Here is a 21,974-nt window from a genome sequence, read left to right as displayed (position 1 = left end):
GGCTTCGTCCGCTCAAACGTTCCTTTTGCCATGATCATGTCCTCCAAGCGGTGGGTGGGCACGCCAAAGTGACCCTTTGATCGGGCCTGTGGGCGTACTCCCACATTGGGTTGATTCCCGCCAGGGCAGTGTCCCGCCTTGCTGGCACGTTGCGCTGAAGCCTGAGCCCCGGGCGCACCGACTTGTCAGGGTACCCAATCTGAGCCTGGGCCGCAAGTCCCGTGTTCACTCGCCTGCCCTAGCGCCCCAGGTACCTCTGCACCTCGCGGTCGAAGAGGCCGAACAGCATGACCAGCCCCAGCACCGTGCCGAAGGGAAAGACCAGCAGGCTCAGCACCGCGATCACCAGGGTCGACACCCAACCCCAGCGCTGGCCTCCCAGCACGGCCCGCCGGGTGGCATACAGCCACAGCACCAGTGCGGAGGTCAGCGCGAACGACAGCCACAGCACCGTTTGAATTTGCGCCTCACTGATCTGGAGCGCGGGAGCCCCCGTCACGGCGGGAAGATCGGCCAGCACCTGCCGGATGGTTGGGCCGGAAAAGGGCAGGGTCAGCAGCGAGACGGCGTTGTAGATCAGGCCAATCAGCAGGGGCGTGGTCAACAGACCCAGGCGGGCGGGGCGGGCAGCCGGAGAGGGGGTGGGCACACTCATGGGCGCAGGCTAGAGCATCGGCCAGGGTCTGCCAGCTCACCCCCCCACCCAACAATAAAGGAGCGTCCCCGCAGGAACGCTCCTCCCTGTCCAGCCCCGCCGGGGGGCCAGGGGTCTTACTTTTTCATCAGCTGCTGCGCGAGGTTGTTCGGCACCTGGGTGTAGTGGTCGAAGAACATCGAGTAGCTGGCACGGCCCTGGGTCTTGGAACGCATGTCGGTGGCGTAGCCGAACATCTCGGAGAGGGGCACGAAGGCCTTCACGATCTGCGCGTTGCCACGGGCTTCCATGCCCTGAATCTGGCCACGGCGGCTGTTCAGGTCGCCGATGATGTCGCCCATGTAGTCCTCAGGGGTGGTGACCTCGACACGCATCACAGGCTCGAGAATCGCGGGGCTGCCCTTCTGGACGGCTTCCTTGAGGCCCATGCTGCCCGCGATCTTGAACGCCATCTCGCTGGAGTCGACCTCGTGGTAGCTGCCGTCATAGATGGTGACCTTGAGGTCCACGACGGGGAAGCCCAGCATGGGGCCGCTCTGCATGGCTTCTTCGATACCCTTCTGGGCTGGCCCGATGTACTCCTTGGGCACGGTGCCGCCCACGACGGCGTTCTCGAAGATGAAGCCCGCGCCGGGTTCCAGCGGCTCGACGCGCAGCTTGACGTGGCCGTACTGCCCGCGACCACCGGACTGGCGGGCGAACTTGCTGTCCACCTCGACCTGCTTGGTGATGGTCTCGCGGTAGGCCACCTGCGGGGCGCCCACGTTGGCCTCAACCTTGTACTCGCGCTTCAGGCGGTCCACCAGAATCTCGAGGTGCAGCTCGCCCATCCCGGCGATGGTGGTCTGGCCGCTCTCCTGATCGGACTCCACCTTGAAGGTGGGGTCTTCTTCCGCGAGCTTTTGCAGGCCGATGCCCATCTTTTCCTGGTCGGCCTTGGTCTTGGGCTCGATGGCGAGCTTGATGACAGGCTCAGGCACGTCGATGGACTCGAGCAGCACACGGTCGTCGCCGTCGCCGATCAGGGTGTTGCCGGTGCCCGCGTCCTTGAGGCCGATCACGGCGCCGAGTTCCCCGGCCTTGAGCTCGGTGACTTCCTCGCGGCTGTTGGCGTGCATCTTCAGCAGACGGCCCACGCGCTCGCGCTTCTCCTTGGAGGCGTTGTACACGTACGATCCGCTCTGGAGGGTGCCCGAGTAGATGCGCACGAAGGTCAGGCGGCCCACGTAGGGGTCGGCCATGATCTTGAACGCCAGCGCCGCGAGCTTGCCCTCGGGGTCGGCCGGGTACTCGATGACCGTCTCGCCGTCCTCGGCCGTGCCGCGAATGGCAGGCACTTCCAGCGGGCTGGGCAGGTAGTCGATCACCGCGTCGAGCAGAAGCTGCACGCCCTTGTTCTTCAGGGAGGAGCCGCACAGCACCGGGAAGATGCGCTTCTCGATCGTGCCCTTGCGAATCGCCGCCACAAGCTGCTCGGGGCTGGGTTCCTCACCTTCGAGGTACATCAGCATCAGGTCTTCGTCGACCTCGGCGGCCGCCTCGATCAGCTGCTGGCGCATCTCGCGCACCTTGCCCATGTACTCCTCGGGCACGTCACCGACGGTGATTTCGGTACCGAGGTCGTTGGTGAAGGTGTGCGACTGCATCCGGATGATGTCGATGATGCCTCTAAACTCGTTTTCCTGGCCCATCGGGTACTGCACCGGGGCCGGAATCGCGCCGAGGCGCTCGCGGATGTCGTTCACCACGAGGTCGAAGGAGGCGCCCGTCTTGTCCATCTTGTTGGAAAAGGCGATGCGGGGCACCCCGTAGCGGTCGGCCTGACGCCACACCGTCTCGCTCTGGGGCTCGACGCCCTGCGAGGAGTCGAACACCGCGACCGCGCCGTCAAGCACGCGCATGGAACGCTCCACTTCGATGGTGAAGTCCACGTGGCCGGGCGTGTCGATGATGTTGACGACGTACTCGTCATCAGTGCCCGAGCGGGTCCACTTGGCAGTGGTGGCGGCGGCGGTGATGGTAATGCCGCGCTCGCGTTCCTGCTCCATCCAGTCCATCGTCGCGGCGCCGTCGTGCACCTCGCCGATGTTGCGGTTGCGCCCGGTGAAAAACAGGATGCGCTCGGTGGTGGTGGTCTTGCCCGCGTCGATGTGCGCGGCAATCCCGATATTGCGGAAATGCGTGAGGTAGCTCTGCGCTTTGGTGGTCATAGGACTCCCTATTGTCCGGGGTGACGTGTGCCGTCACCGTAAGGTCCGCTGCCGGGTTTCTCCAGCGAAACGGGACAGACGGCATGGGGACCGCTGTCCGGTCAGGGGTACCGGAGGTTCCGGCCCGGCAGGCTCCGTTCCACTCCACACCAAGCCGGAAAACGCCGCCTGATGTTCATCGCAAGGAGCCTGCCTCTTTCCCTTCTCGCTCCGCTCGGGCCCGAAGGCCGGGAATTACCAGCGGTAGTGCGCGTAAGCGCGGTTGGCTTCCGCCATGCGCTCGATGTCGTCCTTCTTCTTGATGGACCCGCCCCGGCCCTGCGCGGCGTCCATGATCTCGCCCGCGAGGCGCTCGATGGCGGTGCGCTCGGGGCGACCGTCGACGGCCGCGAGCATCCAGCGCAGGGTCAGGCTCTGCTGACGGCGGGCGCTGACCTCGACGGGCACCTGGTAGGTGGACCCACCGACGCGGCGGCTGCGAACCTCGACGCGGGGTTTGACGTTGTCGAACGCCTGCTTGAAGACCTTGAGAGGCTCCTGGCCGGTGCGCTCCTGTACGAGGCGGCAAGCTCCGTAGAAAATGCGCGAGGCGAGGTTCTTCTTGCCGTCTTCCATGATGCGGTTGATCATCGCGCTCACCAGCACGTCCTGATACACCAGGTCGGGCTGAACGGGGCGCACTTCTGCTCTGCGGCGACGTGCCATGTTGACTCCTTGAAACTCAGACTCGGGAACGGCTCAGCCCACTTGGAGCTGGCCCGGTGGCCTACGGGAAGGGAAGGAAGCATTCCGGAGAGACGGCCCCGCCCCTTACTTCCGGGGGCTTACTTCTTCTTCGCGCCAGCGGCCGCGCCCGCCTTGGGCTTCTTGGTGCCGTACTTGGAGCGGCTCTTGTTGCGGTCCTTGACGCCCTGGGTGTCGAGGGTCCCGCGCACGATGTGGTAGCGCACACCGGGCAGGTCCTTGACACGGCCGCCGCGAATCAGCACGACCGAGTGCTCCTGCAGGTTGTGGCCCTCACCGGGGATATAGGCCGTGACCTCGAACTGGCTGCTGAGGCGCACACGGGCGATCTTGCGCAGCGCCGAGTTGGGCTTCCTGGGGGTGGTGGTCTTCACGACCGTGCAGACGCCGCGGCGGAAGGGGCTGCCCTTGAGGGCCGGGACCTTGCTCTTCTTCTGCAGGGTGGAACGCCCCTTGCGGAGCAGTTGCTGGGTGGTAGGCAGGGTGAATCACTCCTTACTGGGCACGGTGTTTTGCCACACGTCGTGCAGATGGTCCCACCCACACACCCTCCCCGGAGGGGGAAGGCGGGAGCGGGGACGGGTTGACCTGAAACAGCCGAGGTGATCGACGCGGAACGCCGCTGAAAGCCGTCAGCATCGGCCCAGGAACCGCGCGTGCCGAACAACGTCCCTGGTGCAACCCTGAACCGGGCCGTTGTCAACCGGAGCAGCATACCGCTTGGTGCGGCAGGGGCGCAAGGACGGGGCACCCGCGCCGCGCCAGCTCAGCTCCCGGCCGGGCGCTCCTCCGCGCCGCCATCCTCGTCGATCCACAGGCGGGGCGTGCCCAGGGGGACGGGCAAGGTCAGGCCCGCGAGGTAGGTCTGGAGGTGGTCCGGCAGCTCAGAGACGTGCAGCGGTTGACGCGGCGCGGCCACCAGCCGGTACACGCCAGGCTCGCCGGGCACATGGTCATAGACGTAGGCCCCCCGGCGCTGGGGCGGGGTGAGATGCTCGTCGAAGCCGCCCGCGAGCGCGTTGGCCTCCTCACGCTCGGGGCGGGTGTCGATCCAGACGTGCAGGGCCTCGAGCAGCTCCTCGGAGGCCAGCGCGGCGGCAGGGACGTGGGGATCACCCGCCGCCAGGAACTGCCCGATGCGGCCCCCTTGGTCGGCGGCGAACCAGTCGAACTCGACTCCGGTGATCTCCGCGCGGGTGATGGCAGTGTGTCCTTCGGTCAGGCTCATTCGGCACCCCCGGCTCGGAAGGCAGCGGCCACGACCTCGCGGGCCTCGGCCATGACCTGCCGCAGATGGTCCTCGCCCCCGAAACTCTCGGCGTAGATCTTGTACACGTCCTCGGTGCCGCTGGGCCGGGCGGCGAACCACGCCCGCTCGGTCGTCACCTTCAGGCCGCCGATGGGTTCGCCGTTGCCGGGGGCGCGGGTCAGCTTGGCGGTGATGGGGTCGCCTGCCAGGGTGGACGCCGTGACCCCCTCGGGGCGGAGGTTCGACAGCACCCCCTTCTGGGCGGCGTTGGCGGGCGCGTCCTGACGGTCGTAGGCGGTTTCGCCGTACTGCTCGGTCAGGGCCGCGAAGCGCTGCGAGGGCGTCTGTCCCGTCTTCGCCGTGATCTCGGCGGCGAGCAGGCCGGGGATGAGGCCGTCCTTGTCGGTGCTCCACGCGCCGCCGTCCAGCCGCAGGAAGCTCGCGCCCGCGCTCTCCTCTCCCCCGAAGCCCAGCGACCCGGTCAGCAGGCCGTCCACGAAGTACTTGAAGCCCACCGGGACCTCCACCAGCCGCCGTCCCAGGCCCGCCGCCACCCGGTCGATCAGCGCACTCGACACCAGCGTCTTGCCGACGCCCGCGCCCGCGCTCCAGCCGGGGCGGTGCTGGAACAGGTAGTCGATCATCACGGCGAGGTAATGGTTCGGGTTCATCAGCCCGTCACCGGTCACGATGCCGTGGCGGTCGGCGTCGGGGTCGTTGCCCACGGCCACGTCAAAGTCGTCCTTGAGGCGCAGCAGCCCGGCCATCGCGTAGGGGCTGGAGCAGTCCATCCGGATCTTGCCGTCGCGGTCCACCGGCATAAAGGCGAAGCGGGGGTCCACCGCCCCGTTCACGATGGTGAGGTTCAGGCCGTGCGCGTCCCGGATGGCCTCCCAGACAGGCAGGCTGGCGCCGCCCAGCGGGTCCACGCCCAGCCGCACCCCGCTTCCCCGGATGGCGGCGAGGTCCACCACCTGATCCAGCTCAGCCACGTAGGGGGCCACGAAGTCGAACGGCTCCAGCGCGGCGAGGGCGTCATCGAGGCCCACCCGCCGCACGTCCCGCAGTCCTCCCTCCAGCAGGGCGTTGGCCCGTGCCTGCACCCCCTTCGTCACGTCGGTGTCGGCCGGACCACCCGAAGGGGGGTTGTACTTGAAGCCGCCGTCCTGCGGGGGGTTGTGGCTGGGCGTGATGACGATGCCGTCGGCCATTCCGCCCTGTCCGGCGCGGGTGTGGCTCAGGACCGCGTGGCTGATCAGCGGCGTGGGCGTGAAGAAACCCGGCTGGGCACGCACGCGCACCCCGTTGGCGACCAGGACTTGCAGGGCCGTCATCCAGGCGGGTTCGCTGAGGGCGTGCGTGTCCAGCCCCAGGTACAGCGGCCCGGAGATGCCCGCTGACGCCCGGTGCTCCGCGACGGCCTGCGAGACGGCGAGGATGTGCGCCTCGTTGAAAGAACCGTTCAGGGAGGTGCCCCGGTGCCCGCTGGTGCCGAAGGAGACACGCTGCGAGAGCTGCGCGGGGTCGGGCCGGGTCTCGTAGTAGTGGGCCACCAGACGCGGGATGTTGGTAAGCAGGGAGGGCGGCGCGGGCTGCCCGGCGAGGTCGTGGAGGGTCATGTTCCGCAGTGTAAGCACCCTCCTGCCGCCGGAGCCTGAGCCGGGCGCAGGGTGAATCTTGGCGCACACCCCCTCTCCCCCCCCCTGCTACCCTCGCCCCATGCGCGAGTTCCTGAACGACTGGTGGCGGCTGCTGAAACTGATTGTCGGCTCGCTGGCGGTCCCGGTGCTGCTGTGGCTGCTGCTGGTGTGGCTGGGCGTGCTGCGCTGAGGGGCCTCGCCGGATCTGGAACCGCTCCCGAGGCGGGTTTTCGGTGCGGGCGTGTTAGCGTCCAGCCATGACGGGCAAGCAGAAGGGGCAGGCGGGCACCCAACCGGGGCCGGGCCGGGCAAACAGTTTCGAGCATGCGTTGGTGCTGGAAACCGCGCGGGTCACCGAGGGCGCGGCGCTGGCCGCGAGCCGCTGGGTCGGTATGGGCGACAAGAACGCGGTGGACGGCGCGGGCACCGAGGCCATGCGCGAACTGCTGAACTCGCTGGACATCCGGGGCCGGGTGGTGATCGGGGAAGGCGAGATGGACGAGGCCCCGATGCTGTACATCGGCGAGGAGCTGGGGCGTGGGCAGCACGAGGTGGACATCGCGGTGGACCCGGTCGAGGGCACCAATGTCACGGCCAAGGGCCTTCCCAACGGGCTGGCCGTGATCGCCCTCTCCGAGCGGGGCGGCCTGATGCACGCGCCCGACTGCTACATGGACAAGCTGGTCGTGCCGCCCCCCGCCGCCGGACGGGTGCACCTCGACTGGCCGGTGGAGGCCAACCTTGCCGTGCTCGCGCAGAGCCTGGAACGCGACGTGGAGGACCTGCTCGTCACCATCCTCGACCGCGAGCGGCACGCCGACCTGATTCGCAAGGTCCGGGCGGCGGGCGCCCGCGTGAAGCTGATCGGGGACGGGGACGTGGTCGCCAGCCTCGCCGTGGGCGTGCGCGGCACCGGGGTCCACGCGCTGATGGGGTCGGGTGGCGCTCCTGAAGGCGTGCTCTCGGCGGCGGCGATGAAATGTCTGGGCGCGGAAATCCAGGGCCGCTTCATCGCCGAGGACGACGCCATGCGCGAGCGGTTCGCGCAGATGGGCGTGGACGAGAAGAAGGTCTACCGCACCGACGAACTCGCGCCGGGGGGGCAGATCGTCTTTTCCGCGACCGGCATCACCTACGGCGAACTGCTCAGCGGGGTGCGGCGCTTCGGCGGCGGCGCCCGCACGCACACGCTGGTGATGGGCTACGCCACCCGCGTGGTGCGCTTTATCGACACGGTGCACCTCGAAGACGACTCGGCCCGCGTCACCATCCGCGTCTGATACGGATTCCGGATACTCCGTTACAGCCCCTCCGCTTCGCTTCGGTGCTTCCACTCCTCTCCGTCACCGTTTTTCCTTCTCCTTCCAGTCGGGTTTGCAGTTCTTACATAACTGTTCAACCGGAATTCATATGACCTATCCGGCCAGCGAATCGGGTAATGAATCGCTTAATGTTGAACTATTTGGCTGGGGGGAGTAGGGTGAAGCCATGACGAACCCTGTGCGGATGACGATTCTCTACTACTCGACCTACGGCACCAACTACCAGATGGCGGAAGTGGCGGCCGAGGCGGCCCGTGAGGCCGGGGCCGAGGTGCGGCTGGTCAAGGCCCGCGAGACCGCGCCCCAGAGCGTGGTGGACAGCCAGGAGGCGTGGAAGGCGCAGCAGGAGCGCACCGCGCACATCCCCGAAGCGACTCCCGACGACATGCAGAACACCGATGCCATCCTGATCAGCACGCCCACCCGCTGGGGCGGCTCCGCGAGCCAACTGCGGGTCTTTATCGACACGCTGGGCGGGCTGTGGGCCTCGGGGGCCTTGGCCGACAAGACCTTCAGCGTGATGACGAGCGCCCAGAACCCCAACGGCGGGCAGGAAACCACCATCCAGACGCTGTACGTTATGGCCGCGCACTGGGGCGCGATTATCGTGCCGCCCGGCTACACCGACCCCGCGATCTTCGCCTCGGGCGGCAACCCCTACGGCGCCAGCGTGACCGCCAACGGCCAGCCGCTGAGCGAGGAGGACAAGGCCAGCATCCGCCACCAGGCCCGGCGTCAGGTCGAGGTGACCCGCAAGCTCAAGGGCTGAGCCTCACCCGACTGCCTCCCCCGTCCGCGGACCGGGGAGGTTTTTTGTGTGGACGGTGGGGGACTATCCTCCGTCCCCGCGCACATCGAACGTGCCCGAGCGGAGCAGGGCGGCTTCGCCCTCCCAGAAGGGGCTGTGGGTCTGCGACCAACGCACGGCCGCCTCGATGTCGTAGGGCACGGCGCGAAAGCCTGCGGTCCAATGCCCCCGGCGGCACTCCAACAGAGTCCAGCGGGCGCGGGGGTCGCCGTCCACCTGATCGCTGACTGCGCCCGCGTTGACGACCAGCGTGTCCCCCACCCGCGTCGCGCCGGGACGGTGGGTATGGCCGCACAGGACGACTTCCGCGCCCAACGGCTCAACGAGAGCACCTAATTCGCGGGGCTCGCGGGCACGGTAAAAGCCCCCGCCCGCCGGGTCCGATTGCCAGACCCACAGCAGGCTGTCCCAGGCGCTTTCCGGCGTGCCGTGGCAGGCGAATACGCGGCCGTCCGGCGTGCAGGCGGTCAGGGGCAGGGACGCCAGCCGCGCCCTCGTCGCCGCGTCCAGTTGCGTCTCCAGCCAGTCCCCGTAAGCCCGTGCGAGGGGCGAGCGGCGACCGCCCGGCCAGAACTTTTCCTCGTTGTTGCCGCGCACCTCCAGCGCCCCGGCCCGCGCCAGCTCGTGCTGGAGGTCGGCGGCGCGGGCGGGATTCGCAGAGCCCTCCACCTGATCGCCCAGGTTGACTACGAGGTCGGGCGACTCGGCCCGCAGCTCGCGCAGCACCGCCTCCAGCGCGGGGGCATTGCCATGAACGTCGCTGAGAATGGCCAGCCTCACCCGCGCAGGCTACCCCGCCCCGGCCCGCTAGCATGCGGCCCATGAGCATCCTTCCCGACTGGCGCATCCGCGAGCTGGCCCACGCGGGCATGATCGAGCCCTTCGAGGACCGGCTGGTCCGCACCGCCGAGCAGGGACACGTGATCAGCTACGGCCTGAGCAGCTTCGGGTACGACCTGCGCTGCGCCGACGAGTGGAAGGTGTTTACCAACGCGCACGGCAACACCATCGTGGACCCCAAGGCATTCGACGAGCGGGCCTTTATCGACATCACCGCGCCGGAGATCATCATTCCGCCGAACTCGTTTGTCCTGGCCCGCAGCGTGGAATACATGAAAATCCCAGAGAATGTTATGGTCGTGGCTCTGGGAAAAAGTACGTATGCACGTGTAGGCATCGTGGCAAACGTGACGCCTTTAGAGCCAGGCTGGGAAGGTCACGTCACGCTGGAGTTTTCCAACACCACACCTCTTCCCGCCAAGATGTACGCCTTTGAAGGATGTGTGCAGCTTCTCTTCTTTGAAGGTGAGCGGCCGGAAGTGACGTATGGGGACCGGGGCGGAAAATACCAGGGTCAGCAAGGTGTGACCCTGCCCCGGCTGTGATTCGCCCGCGCACCCCGGCGGACCTTGCCGCGCTGGAGCGGGCGCTGCGGGCGGTCCACGAGGCGGAACGCTACCCCCGGCGCTGGCCCGCCGACCCGGCCGCGTGGTTCCAGCCTGCCGGACTGCTGGGGGCGTGGGTGGCCGCTGCACCGGACGGCGAGGTCAGCGGCCATGTCCTCCTGCGTCCCCCGCCCGCCGATGCCACGGCGCAGGCAGCGATGGTGGCGACCGGACTCCAGGTGGACGGGCTGGCTTTCGCGGCGCGGCTCTTCGTGGTGCCCGCCGCGCGGGGAACGGGGGTGGGAGCGGCGCTGCTGAATACCGCCCGCGAGGAGGCGCGGTGGCTGGGCCTGCGGGCCGCCCTCGACGTGGACACGGCGTCCCTGAATGCCGTCGCCCTATACGACCGGCTGGGCTGGCAGAGGATTGCCACCGTGCCCGACGCGTGGCAGATCGCGCAGGGGACGGACGCCTCCTTGCACGTCTACGTCGCGCCGGAGTGATACGGATTCCGGATGAACAGCTATGGAAGAACTGTGAATCCCGACCGGAGGGAGAAGGAAAGAGGATGACGGATAGGAGTGGAAGCACCGCAGCGGAGCGGAGGGGCTGTAACGGAGTATCCGGAATCCATATGAGGCCACACGCCCGGACCGCGCCATCTCTAAACCCGGCTTGAGCTTTTCTGCGGTCTGCCCCCTGGCTGGCCTGTCAGGCTCAACCCATGCCGGACAAAGACGACAAGAACAAGGGACACACCAGCCAGCCCGGGCAGTACGAGCGCAACAAGCAGGAAGTGCACGACATCGAGCACGACGACAAGCCTTCCTTCAAGGGCGCCAACGACCGCGAGGCGAACGCGGCCCGCAACACCGAGCACGACGGCCACAAGGAGTCCAAGGACGTGGAGGAAGCCCGCAGCGTCCCCGCGAGCAACCAGGGCTGAGCACAGCGCCAGCGCCGACGAAGGAGGGCCGGGCGTCATGCCCGGCCCTTCTCGTGCCGTGTCAGGAGGACCCCCATGACCACCGAATCCCGCCGCCCCGCTCCCGGCGTGTTGGTTCTCGCGGCCCTGTTCGTCGGGGCGGGGGTGCTGCATGTCGTGCGGCCGGAGCCCTTCGACCGCATCGTGCCGCCGGGGCTGCCCTTTTCTGCCCGAACTGCCACCCTGCTCAGCGGCGCGGCGGAGGTCGCGGGCGGGCTGGGGCTGCTGCATCCGGCGACCCGGCCCGCGGCCCGCTGGGGTCTGCTCGCGCTGCTGGTCGCCGTCTTTCCGGCGAATGTCCATATGGCGCAGCACCCGGAGCGCTTCCCCCTGCCAGGGTGGGCGCTGTGGGCACGCCTGCCCCTCCAGCCGCTGCTGATGTGGGCGGTCTGGCGGGCCGGGCGGCGCTGACCGTCCCTGACCGCCACAGGGACGCCACAGGGAAACCGCCCACCCCGGCTGCGGGTGGGCGGTGGTGCTGGAGGGGATTACACGGTGCGCGGAGGCTGGGGCAGGTGCGCGTCACGGACCCCGCGCCTGGGGACACTGACCACCCCGAGTTTCGGCAGGACCCAGCGGTCCAGACCCCACCATCCGGCCACCCGCCAGGCCAGCACCAGCCAGGTCGCCAGGATGAACAGCAGCGGGTTGGTCGAGAGCGTTCCGGCGAACAGGAAGTTGGCGTTCATCAGTCCGCCGAAAAAGGCGGCGACGCCGGTCAGCAGGCCCAGGACCAGCGCGATGCCCACGGCCACCTCACCGAAAGCGACGAGGTAGGAAAACAGGGTCGCGTTGGGCAGGGCGAAGTTCTCGATAAAGGAGCCGTACCAGCCCGAGACCGAGGGCCGCTCGCCGGTGGTCTTGGCCAGGGCGCCTTGCAAGAAGCCCGTCACGGCGGTTCCGGCCTGCGGGCCGACCCAGGCGGGATCGGTCACCTTGTGCCAGCCTGCCTGGAGCCACTGCCAGCCCACGTAGACGCGCAGCAGGGCCCACAGAGGGGCGAGGCGGGTGTCGGCGAAGAGAAGCTGCGAGATGCCGGGCTCGGTCACGATGCGGGTAGGGGCGGGTGCCTGGGCGGTCATGAACGTCCTCCTGAAACCGGGGAGAGGGTCGGCTTGCCGGTGAGGCTGGCGGATTCGGAGCCAACCTGTATGGACAGGGTCGCCCACCCCTATTACGGGGTCATTACGTCCCGGCGCAGAGGGGCTCCAGGGCTGCCCGCAACTCGGGGGGCAGGGACACGGGCCGCCGCGTCGCCCGGCTCACATACACGTGCACGAACTGGCCCTGGGCACAGGCCACGTCCTCTCCTTCCCGGAAAACCGCCAGCTCATAGCGCACGCTGCTGCGGCCCAGGTGCGCCACACGCACGCCGACGCTGAGCAGTTCCGGAAAGGCCGCCGGAGCGAAAAAGACGCAGCCCGTCTCCACGACGAGGCCGATCACGGCCCCCGAGTGCAGGTCGAGCGCTCCCCGCGCGGCCAGATAGGCGTTCACGGCGGTGTCGAAATACGCGTAATAGGTGACGTTGTTGACGTGCCCGTACATGTCGTTGTCGGCCCAGCGGGTCGGCAGGGGGTGGTGGTGGGGATAGTCGGCGCGGGCCTGCGGGGTGGGGCGGGTCATGCGGGCAGCCTAACGCGGGCGTTCCTGCCCCAGGGACAGCCGACCCGCGCCGTGACGCCCCCACGTTAGATTGCCCCCATGAGCAAGGCAGACACTCTGGTCATTACGGCGGCGCGGCGCACGCCCATCGGCAGCTTTCTGGGCACCCTCGCGGACGTGTCGGCGGCGGACCTCGGCGTGACGGCGACGCGGGCGATCTTGCAGGGCGTGAACCCGGACGAGGTCGCGGACGTGATCGTCGGCAACGTGCTGCAAGCCGGGCAGGGCATGAACGTGGGGCGGCAGATCGCGGTCGGGTCGGGACTGCCGCACCACGTGCCGGGTCAGACGGTCAACCGGGTCTGCGGTTCGGGCCTGCAGGCGGTCGTGAGCGCCGTGCAGGGGCTGAAGTCCGGCGACGGCAGGCTCTACCTCGCGGGCGGCACCGAGAGCATGAGCGGGGCGCCCTTCCTGCTGCCCCGCGCCCGGCAGGGCTACCGACTGGGGCACGCGCAGGCGCTCGACTCGGTCCTCTCGGACGGCCTGACCGACGTGTTCCACGACTACCACATGGGCATGACGGCCGAGAACGTCGCCGAGGCGTGGAACCTCTCGCGCGAGGAGCAGGACGCCTTTGCCCTGGACAGTCAGGAGCGGGCCGCCCGCGCGGTGCAGGAGGGCCACTTCGACGCCGAGATCGTCCCCGTCGAGGTGCCGGGCCGCAAGGGGCCGACCCTCTTCGAGAAGGACGAGTACCCCCGCCCCACCAGTCTGGAAGCCCTGGCGAGACTGAAACCCGCGTTCAAGAAGGGCGGCACCGTCACCGCCGGAAACGCCAGCGGCATCAACGACGGCGCGGCGATGCTGGCCGTGACCACCGAGGGCTACGCGCAGGCGAACGGCCTGCCGGTCCTGGCCGAGATTGCCAGCTACGCGGCGGTCGGGGTGGACCCGGCGATCATGGGCATCGGCCCGGCAAAGGCGGTGCCTGTCGCGCTGGAGCGGGCCGGGATGGGCGTAGGGGACGTGGACCTGTTCGAACTGAACGAGGCGTTCGCCGCCCAGAGCCTCGCGGTGCTGCACGACCTCGGCGTGGACCCGGCCAGGGTCAACCCCACGGGCGGGGCGATCGCGCTGGGGCACCCCATCGGGGCGTCGGGCGCCCGCGTCCTCGTGACCCTGATTCACTCCCTGCGCCGCGAGGGCAAGGAAACCGGCGTCGCCAGCCTGTGCATCGGCGGCGGCATGGGCATTGCGATGGTGGTGCGGGCGCGGGCCTGAGACGGATTCCAGAACACTGACCCCAGCTGTTCCACCTGAGCAGGGTGGGAAACCACAGGCAGGTTCCGGGAGGAAGGGGGGCCAAGCAGCACTTTCCGGGTCGAGAACGGCGTGGACCGGGCCCTCCTGTTCCCGTGACGCGAGCGGGGCGGAGGGGCCACGTCCGGCCTGCCTCCGCCCCGCCTGGCCGCCCCACCGGGCGCTGCTTGCCTACTGGTCGGGGCCGCTGAGCCGCAGCCGCAGGGCCAGCCCCGGCGCGGTCCGGCGCAGATGCCCCAGCAGCGCGGCGATCAGGAGGACCAGGGCCGACATCTCCAGCAGTTCCTCGGCGCCGATCAGGAGGGCCATGCTGACCTGCGCGGCCCGGTCCAGGCCCGCTTCCCCCGCGCCTGCCTCGATCCGGGCCTCGAAGAGTTCCAGCCCCAGCGCTCCCATCACGTACAGGCCGCCCGCCAGCAGCAGGGCGGTCCGCAGGCCGGGAGGAAGGTGGCGCAAGAAGCGCACCAGCAGCAGCGCGACCACCAGGACCAGCAGGCCGTAGGGAATCACCCAGGCGTAGTACAGAACGCCTCCCACCCCCAGCAGCTCGCGGATGGGCGCTCCCAGTTTGTCGTGCAGGGCGAAATACTCATCTAGGGTCAGGAACAAGGACAGACCCGCCAGCCCGGTCCAGGTGCGGGCGAAGGGATCGCCCCGCCGCCGCGCCACCCGGCCGGTCAACCACAGCAGCAGCGTGGCCAGCAAGAACAGCAGGGCGTTGTACGCGGAGGGGACGTTGTACTCGCCGTAAAGGTTCGTGCCCGCCGAGAATTCCGGGTGAAAGAACCCGGGGATCAGCAGTGGCCCGAGCTGCCCCAGCAACCCGGCCGCGATGACCAGCACGACCCCCAGCGCCAGGGCGAACACCAGCGGCCGCGCCGGAATCCGGACCTCCACCTCCTCGCTGGCGGGGGGGACGGCGTCCCCGGGACGTGGGGCGGTGGGCAAATGGTCCGAACGACCGATCATGGTTCTCCTTCCGGGCCGGGCGGCCACCCGGGACCCGGGAGGGACTGCGCCCGACCTCTGTGGGCCGGTCCCGACCCGGCATCCTGCCCGAGCATACACAGTCGGCTTCCCGGCTCCGGGCCACCGACGTTTACCCTGTCGCCATGACCCCAGACACCCAGACAGCGCTGTTTCAGGCGATTCACGCGAACAACGAGGACGGGGTCCGCCTGCTGATCGGGGCCGAGCCGCCGCTCTTGACGGCCCGCAGTCCCAGCGGCCTGTCCCCGGTGCTGTTCGCGGCGTACTACGGCAGGCCCCGGATCGTGCGTCTGCTGCTGGAGGCGGGCGCACCGCTGGGCGTCCACGAGGCGGCGGCGACCGGGCAGCTTGCGGCGCTGCGGGCGCATCTGGACGCCGACCCCGGGGCGGCGCACGCCCTGAGCCCGGACGGCTTCCCGCTGCTGGGGCTGGCCGCCCTGTTCGGGCACGAGGAGGCCGCCGCCGAACTGCTGGCACGCGGCGCGGACGTGAACCGTCCCAGCGAGAACCCGGTGCGGGTGCGGCCCCTGCAGGCGGCGGCAGCCGGAAACCACACGGCCCTGGCCCGGCGGCTGATCGCAGCGGGGGCGGACGTGAACACCCCACGGGAGGACGGCTTCACTCCGCTGATGGCCGCAGCGCGAAACGGCAATGCCGAACTGACGGAAGTGCTGCTCGCGGCAGGGGCCGATCCGGTGCCCCGCACGGCAGACGGGCAGGACGCGGCGGACCTCGCCCGCGAGGAGGGGCACGCGGCGCTGGCCGGGCGGCTGACCCGGCCCACCCCATGAGCCCCCCTGCCCACGAGCCTCAAGGAAGCCGGAATAGCGGACAGCGGGGGCGCGGGCGGACACTGGGCCCATGACCGACCCCCGAGACGGCCGCCCCGACGAGGAGCTCCAGCGCCAGACCCCGATGCCCGTGAACGAGCGGACGGGACAGCCGGATTCCCACACGGGCTTTCAGACCCACGACCCCAAGGACACGCATCAGGGCGCCTACACCACCACGCCCACCGAGGACCGGGTGGCGAGCGCCGACGAGGGCAAGGGCGTGACCCTGCCCGCGACCGACCCCGCCGCCGTGACCCACCAGTTCGACCACCTCGCCACCCGGAACCCGGAGGCGATGGCCCACGAGCTGGAGACCCCCGAATTCGCCGGAGCGCAGACGATCGCGGACATCGGTGTCGACGGGGCGCTGCTCGACCGCGTCATCCCGGCGGGCGTGGACGCGGGCGTCAGCGCCAGCGTGGCGACGAACGCGGACCGCCTCGGCGGGGCCACCAACCCCAACCCCGGCTACGTGCCCCCCAGCCAGCGAACGGTGCCGCACGTGGGCGAGCAACCCGGCGACCTGCCGTCCGGCGCTCCTGCCGAACTGCGTGACGAGCTGGACGGCCGCTGATACAGCCTCCGATCGAACCGTTGACGGAGTGGTTCAATCCGAGCGGAGCGAGAAGCGGGAGGGAAGAAAACGGGTTCCGGGCATGGAATTGGTACACCGATACTGTCCCGGCCTGCCAACGAAACAGACAGAATCCGCACGGGCCCTCTGGCACACCAGAGCCCCCGCCGAGCGCTCGGCGGGGGCTTTCCTCTTGCGGACGGACGGTTACAGACTGATCAGGAAGGGGTCTTCCAGCGTCTCGCAGATGAAGCGCAGGAAGCGGGCCGCGTCCGCGCCGTCGATCAGGCGGTGGTCGTAGGTCAGCGAGAGGGGCAGCATGGTGCGCGGCTCGAAGCTCCCCGTCTCCTTGTTCCAGACCGGTTCCATGCCGCCGCGCGACACGCCCAGGATGGCGACCTCCGGGCTGTTCACGATGGGCGTGAAGCCGGTGCCCCCGATTCCGCCGAGGTTGGAGATGGTGAAGGTCGCGCCCTGCATCTCGGCGGGGCTGAGCTTGCGCTCGCGGGCCTTTTCGGCCAGCTCGCCGAGCTCCAGCACGATCTCGGTGATGCTCTTGCGGTCGGCGTCTTTCAGGACCGGCACGAGCAGGCCCTGCGGCGTGTCCACCGCCACGCCGAGGTTGACGTACTCCTTGTAGACCACCTGCTGCGCCCCGAGGTCGAGGCTGGCCCCGAACTTGGGGAACTTGCGCAGGGCGTTCGCCACGACCTTCATCAGGATGTGGGTCATGGTGAGCTTGCCGCCCGCCTTCTCCACCCGCGCCCCGAACTGCCTGCGCGTCTCCTCCATGCGGGTCACGTCCGCCTTGTCAAAGTGGGTGACCATCGGAATGGTCGTCCACGAGGCGGTCATCGAGCGGATGGTCGCCTTGCGGATGCCGCTCATCTCCTCGCGGCGCACGCTGCCCCATTTCTCGAAGTTGGGCAGGGGGGCGCTCTGAGCGGGAGCAGGAGCCGCTGCTGCGGGGGCCGAAGGGCTGGCCGCTGGCTGCTGGGGGCTGGCGGCACTGGCTGCTGGCCGCTGGCCGCCTCCCGCCGCCTGCCGCACGTCCTCCTCGCTGATGCGCCCGGCAATTCCGGTGCCGTGAACGTCGTGGATGTCCACCCCGATCTCGCGGGCCATGCGGCGCACGCTGGGCGCGGCAGGGATGACCGGGCGGCCGTCGTAGGTCTGGGTGTCGTAGGGCCGCTGGGCACCGGGGGCCTGACTGGGGGCCGACTGGGTGGGCGTGCGCTTGTCCGGGGAAGGCATGCTGCCGGCCTGCTCCTTCTGCGCCTCCTGCTGGGCCTGCGCGACCCGGCCAGCGGTCCCTGCCTGCGGCGCGACGGTGGGGGCGTCCGGTTCGGCAGAAGGGGTGGGGGCCGGGGCGCTGGCGGCGGGAGCCTGCCCGCCTCCGCCCAGGGTCAAAATCACGCCGCCCACCTTCACGGTGTCGCCCACCTTCACGCCCACACTCTCGACGGTGCCCGAGGCGTTCGACGGGACCTCCACCACGGCCTTGTCCGTCTCGATCTCGATGACGGGCTGGCCCTCGCTGATCTGATCACCCGGCTGGACGAGGACCGTCACCACGGTCCCCTGCTCGATGTTGTCGCCCACGTCGGGGAGGGTGACCTGAGCGCCCGCCGACGCCCCGCTGCTGGCCGCTGGGAGCTGGGGGCTGGCGGCGGGCGCCTCGCCTCCCCCACCCGTTCCCGCCTGTTCCTTCTGCGACTCGATCTGCGCCTGCGCGACCCGGTTGGCGGTGTCAGGGTCGCTCGCCACCGTCGGCGCGTCCGGCTCGGCGGAGGGGGTGGCGGGCACGGGGGTCTGCCCGCCCTGCGCGTCATCGCCTCCACCATTGCCCGCCGGAGCCGGGGCACCGCCGCCCAGCGTCAAAATCACGCCGCCCACCTGCACAGTGTCGCCCACGCTCACGTTGACGGCCTCGACGGTGCCGCCCGCGCTGGCCGGAACCTCGACCACCGCCTTGTCAGTCTCGATCTCGATGATGGGCTGGCCTTCCTCGACCGTGTCGCCCGCCTTGACCAGCACCGTCACCACGGTCCCCTGTTCGATGTTGTCGCCCACGTCGGGCAGTTTCAGTTCTTGCGCCATGTTGCACGCTCCTTGGCTTGAGGGGACTCTCAGCGCTGGGCCGTCAGCAGAGGCGGCTGGCGGCGCGGCGCTGAGAGCCGGGGCTTAACGCAGGACGGGCGCTTCGCGTTCCGGGTCGATGCCGAGGTCGGCGATGGCCTTCGCCACCACGTCCCCCTTCACCTTGCCGTCGCGTTGCAGCGCGTACAGGGTCGCCAGCACGACATGCTTGGCATCCACCTCGAAGAAGTCGCGCAGTTCCTCGCGGGCCTCCGAGCGGCCGAAGCCGTCGGTGCCCAGCGTCCAGACCTTGCGGTCGAGGTGCCCGTTCAGGCCGTCGGCGCCCAGCTTCACGTAATCGCTGACCGAGACGAGCACGCCGGGCGCGTTGTCCTTGCTGAGCTGCGAGGCCACGTAGGACAAGCGCGGCTCCTCCTGCGGGTGCAGCATGTTGTGCCGCTGGGTCAGCAGGGCGTCCTGATGCAGTTCCTTGTAGCTGGTGACCGACCACACGTCGGCGGCGACGCCGTAGCCCTCCAGCAGGGTGACGGCCTCCTGCGCCGCGCCCATCGCCGGACCACTGGCGAGGAGCTGGGCGCGGAGCTTGGCCTTCGTGTTGGCCGACTTCTGGAAGCGGTACATCCCCTTGAGGATGCCCTCGCGAATCTCGTCGTGTGAGCGGCCATCCTCCGGCATGGGCGGCTGCACCTCGTTCTCGTTGTCGATGGTGACGTAGTAGAACTCGTCGATCCCGTCCACGTACATCCGCTGGATGCCCGCCTCCACGATCACCGCGAGTTCGTAAGCGAAGGCCGGGTCATACACCTTCAGGTTGGGCACGACGTACGCCTGGAGCAGCGAGTTGCCGTCCTGGTGCTGGAGCCCCTCACCCGCCAGGGTGGTGCGCCCCGCCGTCGCGCCGAAGAGGAAGCCGCGTGCCCGCTGGTCGGCGGCGGCCCACACGAGGTCGCCGATGCGCTGCATCCCGAACATGGAGTAGAAGACGTAGAAGGGAATGGTGGGCACGCCGTGGTTCGCGTAGCTGGTCGCCGCCGCGATCCACGAGGCCATCGCGCCGTCTTCCGTGATGCCCTCTTCGAGCATCTGCCCGTCGGTGCTCTCCTTGTAGGCCATCAGCGAGCCGAAGTCGACGGGCTGGTAGGTCTGGCCACGCGGCGAGTAGATGCCGATGCGGGGCACCAGCGCGTCCATGCCGAAGGTGCGGGCCTCGTCGGGAACGATGGGCACGATGTACTTGCCGACTTCCTTGTCGCGCAGCAGTTTGCTGAGGATCTGGACGGCGGCCATGGTGGTGCTCACCGCGCGGCCCTTGCTGCCCGCCGCGAACTCCTCGTAGAACTCGCCGGTGGGGACGGTGGGGTGGGGGTAGTCCACGATCCGCTCGGGGACGAAGCCGCCGAGCGCCTGACGCCGCTCCAGCAGGTACTTCACTTCGGGACTGTCAGGACCGGGGTGGTAGAAGTCCAGGTGCTCGACCTGCTCGTCGGTGAGCGGGAGTTCCAGCAGGGTCCGCAGGGTCTTGAGGGCGTCGAACTCCAGCTTCTTGACCTGGTGGGCCACGTTGCGGGCCTGCGCCGTCTCGCCGAGGCCGTAGCCCTTGACCGTGCGGGCGATGATCACGGTGGGACTGCCCTCATGCCGCACGGCGCGGTCGTAGGCGGCGTAGATCTTGTGGATGTCGTGCCCGCCCCGGTTGAGCAGTTCGAGGTCGGCATCACTCCAGCCCTCGATCAACGCCTGAAGCTCGGGCGTGTTGAAGAACTTCTCGCGCAGCTCCTTGCCGCCGAAGGCCGCATACCGCTGCGACTCGCCGTCCACCAGGGCCTCGAAGCGCTTGACGATGGTGCCGTTGTAGTCCCGGCTCAGCAGCTCGTCCCACTTGGAGTCCCAGACCACCTTGATGACGTTCCAGCCCGCCCCCCGGAACAGCGCCTCGAACTCCTGAATGACCTTGGAGTTGGCCCGCACCGGCCCGTCGAGGCGCTGGAGGTTGGCGTTGAGCACGAAGACGATGTTGTCGAGGTTCTCGTAGGCGGCGAATCTGAGTGCCCCGGTGGACTGCGGCTCGTCCATCTCGCCGTCGCCCAGGAAGGCCCAGACCTTCGCGTTGCCCTTCGGTTTCAGTCCCCGGTTTTCGAGGTACTTGATATAGCGCGCCTGATAGATCGCCTGGATGGGGCCGAGGCCCATGCTCACGGTCGGGAATTCCCAGTAGTCGGGCATCAGCCAGGGGTGGGGGTAGCTGCTCAGGCCCCGGCCCTCCCGGCTCAGCTCGCGGCGGAAGCGGTTCAGGTCGCCCTCGCCAAAGCGGCCCTCCAGAAAGGAACGTGCATACACGCCGGGGCTGGCGTGGCCCTGGAAGAAGATCAGGTCGCGGTCCTGCCCGGCCCCGTGCCCCCGGAAGAAGTGGTTGAAGCCGACTTCCAGCAGCTCGGCGCTACTGGCATAGGTCGAGAGGTGCCCGCCGATGCCGTCGGACTTCTTGTTGGCCTTGACCACCATCGCCACAGCGTTCCAGCGGATCGCGTTGCGGATCTTGCGCTCCAGTTCGGCGTCGCCGGGGTACTCGGGCTGCGCTTCGGCGTCAATGGTGTTGATGTACGGCGTGTTCTGCTTGAACTGAATCGGCGCCCCGTGAAAGTAGGCGTAGTGGTCGAGGTCTTCGAGCAGTTGCGCGGCCCGGTCGTCGCCCGCGTCGGCGAAGACGTAGGCGAGCGAGTCGAGCCACTCCTGCTTCTCGACCTCGTTGAGCTTCTCGCGCTCCTGCGGCGGCAATCCCACGCGCGGGGGACGGTTCGGCGGCGATGTGGTCATGCCGCCAGTCTAGGCCCCCCGATTGCCCGCTTCCAACAGGGCAAAGTGCAGGGACTGACCACCGGGAGTGGTGGGAGGCGTGTAGCCTGTGGCGTGCCCCCTCACCCCGCTGCTTCGCAGCGCCCCTCTCCTGCGGAGCTTTTCAAGTCCGCTTCGCGGCTCTACGAGTCACCCGCAAGGGGCGAGGGGTAAAGGCACCTCCACGGCTTCTCCCTTCCTTTCTCCACGGGCCGCACGCCACCAATCCCTATGGAACTCCGACACCTCCGCCACTTCGTCGCCCTCGCGGAAGAGGGACACTTCGGCCGCGCCGCCGAGCGGGTCTTCGTGGTGCAGCAGGCCCTGAGCAATTCCATCAAGAATCTGGAGGACGAGGTGGGCGTGCCGCTGGTGCGCCGGACCACCCGCCGGGTGCAGCTCACGCCCGCCGGGGAGGCGTTTCTGGTCGGCGCCCGCGAAACGCTTGCGCGGGCCGCGCAGACGGTCGAGCGGGCACGGCGGGCGGCGCGGGGCGAGGTCGGGCGGCTGACGCTGGGGTTCGTGAGCGGGCTGGCCTTCGGGGGATTGCCGGAGATCGTGCGGGTCTTCCGCGACCGCTTCCCGGAGGTCAGCGTGGACCTGCGCGAACTCACCGCCCAGGAGCAGGAGGCGGGGCTGCGCGGCGGGACCATCGACGTGGGGCTGATGCTGCTGCCGGTGCGCGACCCGCAGCTCACCTCGCGCCCGCTGTGGCGGCAGCC

Annotated in this window: 22 protein-coding genes; 10 read left to right on the top strand and 12 right to left on the bottom strand. The window is 69.1% G+C overall.

Features of this window, described 5'->3' with window-relative positions; all coding sequences use genetic code 11:
• Positions 1–238: 238 nt before the first annotated feature.
• The 6 genes from QOL99_RS05385 to pgm form a co-directional block, all read right to left on the bottom strand.
• Positions 239–655, bottom strand: a complete 417-nt coding sequence (locus tag QOL99_RS05385; protein ID WP_285522088.1) for a hypothetical protein — start codon at positions 653–655, stop codon at positions 239–241.
• Between the two features lie 116 nt (positions 656–771).
• On the bottom strand, positions 772–2,865 hold the full coding sequence (gene fusA / locus QOL99_RS05380; protein ID WP_285522087.1) for an elongation factor G: 2,094 nt from the start codon (positions 2,863–2,865) through the stop codon (positions 772–774).
• Positions 2,866–3,099: 234 nt separating this feature from the next.
• Positions 3,100–3,570 (bottom strand): 30S ribosomal protein S7, encoded by a 471-nt coding sequence (rpsG, locus tag QOL99_RS05375; protein ID WP_285522086.1) that lies wholly within the window; start codon positions 3,568–3,570, stop codon positions 3,100–3,102.
• Positions 3,571–3,689: 119 nt separating this feature from the next.
• Positions 3,690–4,091, bottom strand: a complete 402-nt coding sequence (gene rpsL / locus QOL99_RS05370; RefSeq protein ID WP_285522089.1) for a 30S ribosomal protein S12 — start codon at positions 4,089–4,091, stop codon at positions 3,690–3,692.
• Positions 4,092–4,375: 284 nt separating this feature from the next.
• Complete coding sequence (locus QOL99_RS05365; protein WP_285522084.1) at positions 4,376–4,837, bottom strand: hypothetical protein; 462 nt, start codon at positions 4,835–4,837, stop codon at positions 4,376–4,378.
• A complete protein-coding gene (pgm, locus tag QOL99_RS05360) occupies positions 4,834–6,477 on the bottom strand; it encodes a phosphoglucomutase (alpha-D-glucose-1,6-bisphosphate-dependent) (protein WP_285522082.1) in 1,644 nt (547 codons plus the stop codon). The genes QOL99_RS05365 and pgm overlap by 4 nt, the downstream gene beginning before the upstream one ends.
• Positions 6,478–6,755: 278 nt before the next feature.
• Here pgm and glpX point away from each other — a divergent pair, with 278 nt between their 5' ends.
• Positions 6,756–7,778 (top strand): class II fructose-bisphosphatase, encoded by a 1,023-nt coding sequence (glpX, locus tag QOL99_RS05355; RefSeq protein WP_285522080.1) that lies wholly within the window; start codon positions 6,756–6,758, stop codon positions 7,776–7,778.
• A gap of 208 nt (positions 7,779–7,986) precedes the next feature.
• Positions 7,987–8,589: an NAD(P)H:quinone oxidoreductase gene (gene wrbA, locus QOL99_RS05350; RefSeq protein WP_253581859.1), complete on the top strand. Its 603-nt coding sequence runs from the start codon at positions 7,987–7,989 to the stop codon at positions 8,587–8,589.
• Between the two features lie 63 nt (positions 8,590–8,652).
• On the opposite strand, the gene QOL99_RS05345 is transcribed toward wrbA, so the two are convergent.
• Positions 8,653–9,408, bottom strand: a complete 756-nt coding sequence (locus tag QOL99_RS05345; protein ID WP_285522075.1) for a metallophosphoesterase family protein — start codon at positions 9,406–9,408, stop codon at positions 8,653–8,655.
• Between the two features lie 41 nt (positions 9,409–9,449).
• Here QOL99_RS05345 and dcd point away from each other — a divergent pair, with 41 nt between their 5' ends.
• The 4 genes from dcd (at position 9,450) to QOL99_RS05325 (ending at position 11,409) form a co-directional block, all read left to right on the top strand.
• Positions 9,450–10,013 (top strand): dCTP deaminase, encoded by a 564-nt coding sequence (gene dcd / locus QOL99_RS05340; RefSeq protein WP_285522074.1) that lies wholly within the window; start codon positions 9,450–9,452, stop codon positions 10,011–10,013.
• The gene (locus tag QOL99_RS05335) at positions 10,010–10,516 is read left to right on the top strand and encodes a GNAT family N-acetyltransferase (RefSeq protein WP_285522073.1); all 507 of its coding nucleotides are present in this window, start codon (positions 10,010–10,012) and stop codon (positions 10,514–10,516) included. The genes dcd and QOL99_RS05335 overlap by 4 nt, the downstream gene beginning before the upstream one ends.
• A 221-nt stretch (positions 10,517–10,737) precedes the next feature.
• Positions 10,738–10,959: a hypothetical protein gene (locus QOL99_RS05330; protein WP_285522071.1), complete on the top strand. Its 222-nt coding sequence runs from the start codon at positions 10,738–10,740 to the stop codon at positions 10,957–10,959.
• A gap of 75 nt (positions 10,960–11,034) precedes the next feature.
• Complete coding sequence (locus tag QOL99_RS05325; RefSeq protein WP_285522070.1) at positions 11,035–11,409, top strand: DoxX family protein; 375 nt, start codon at positions 11,035–11,037, stop codon at positions 11,407–11,409.
• A 77-nt stretch (positions 11,410–11,486) separates the two neighbouring features.
• On the opposite strand, the gene QOL99_RS05320 is transcribed toward QOL99_RS05325, so the two are convergent.
• Both QOL99_RS05320 and QOL99_RS05315 read right to left on the bottom strand, forming a co-directional pair.
• A complete protein-coding gene (locus QOL99_RS05320; RefSeq protein ID WP_285522069.1) occupies positions 11,487–12,080 on the bottom strand; it encodes a DoxX family membrane protein in 594 nt (197 codons plus the stop codon).
• A 103-nt stretch (positions 12,081–12,183) separates the two neighbouring features.
• Positions 12,184–12,624, bottom strand: a complete 441-nt coding sequence (locus QOL99_RS05315) for an acyl-CoA thioesterase (protein WP_285522067.1) — start codon at positions 12,622–12,624, stop codon at positions 12,184–12,186.
• Positions 12,625–12,702: 78 nt separating this feature from the next.
• Here QOL99_RS05315 and QOL99_RS05310 point away from each other — a divergent pair, with 78 nt between their 5' ends.
• Positions 12,703–13,884 carry an acetyl-CoA C-acetyltransferase gene (locus QOL99_RS05310; RefSeq protein ID WP_285522065.1) on the top strand — a complete coding sequence of 394 codons (1,182 nt, stop codon included), beginning with the start codon at positions 12,703–12,705 and terminating at the stop codon, positions 13,882–13,884.
• A 210-nt stretch (positions 13,885–14,094) separates the two neighbouring features.
• Here the strand turns inward: QOL99_RS05310 and QOL99_RS05305 are convergent, their stop codons facing one another.
• Entirely contained in the window at positions 14,095–14,892 is a 798-nt protein-coding gene (locus QOL99_RS05305) for a hypothetical protein (protein WP_285522063.1), read from the bottom strand.
• 143 nt (positions 14,893–15,035) lie between these two features.
• On the opposite strand from QOL99_RS05305, the gene QOL99_RS05300 reads away from it, so the two are divergent.
• Positions 15,036–15,704, top strand: coding sequence for an ankyrin repeat domain-containing protein (locus tag QOL99_RS05300; protein WP_285522061.1), 669 nt, complete (start codon positions 15,036–15,038; stop codon positions 15,702–15,704).
• Positions 15,705–15,774: 70 nt separating this feature from the next.
• The gene (locus tag QOL99_RS05295) at positions 15,775–16,320 is read left to right on the top strand and encodes a hypothetical protein (protein ID WP_285522059.1); all 546 of its coding nucleotides are present in this window, start codon (positions 15,775–15,777) and stop codon (positions 16,318–16,320) included.
• Between the two features lie 207 nt (positions 16,321–16,527).
• Here QOL99_RS05295 and QOL99_RS05290 read toward each other — a convergent pair whose 3' ends face one another.
• Both QOL99_RS05290 and aceE read right to left on the bottom strand, forming a co-directional pair.
• Positions 16,528–18,420 carry a 2-oxo acid dehydrogenase subunit E2 gene (locus QOL99_RS05290; protein ID WP_285522058.1) on the bottom strand — a complete coding sequence of 631 codons (1,893 nt, stop codon included), beginning with the start codon at positions 18,418–18,420 and terminating at the stop codon, positions 16,528–16,530.
• 84 nt (positions 18,421–18,504) lie between these two features.
• Positions 18,505–21,234 (bottom strand): pyruvate dehydrogenase (acetyl-transferring), homodimeric type, encoded by a 2,730-nt coding sequence (gene aceE / locus QOL99_RS05285; protein WP_285522057.1) that lies wholly within the window; start codon positions 21,232–21,234, stop codon positions 18,505–18,507.
• Positions 21,235–21,483: 249 nt separating this feature from the next.
• Here aceE and QOL99_RS05280 point away from each other — a divergent pair.
• A partial coding sequence (locus QOL99_RS05280; protein ID WP_285522055.1) for a LysR family transcriptional regulator occupies positions 21,484–21,974 on the top strand: 491 nt, incomplete at its 3' end.

Source organism: Deinococcus rhizophilus, from assembly GCF_030271215.1.
In the GTDB taxonomy this organism is placed as follows: Bacteria; Deinococcota; Deinococci; order Deinococcales; family Deinococcaceae; genus Deinococcus; species Deinococcus rhizophilus.
Note: the sequence above shows the minus strand (reverse complement) of the source record. Positions and strands in the feature narration are given on the sequence as shown.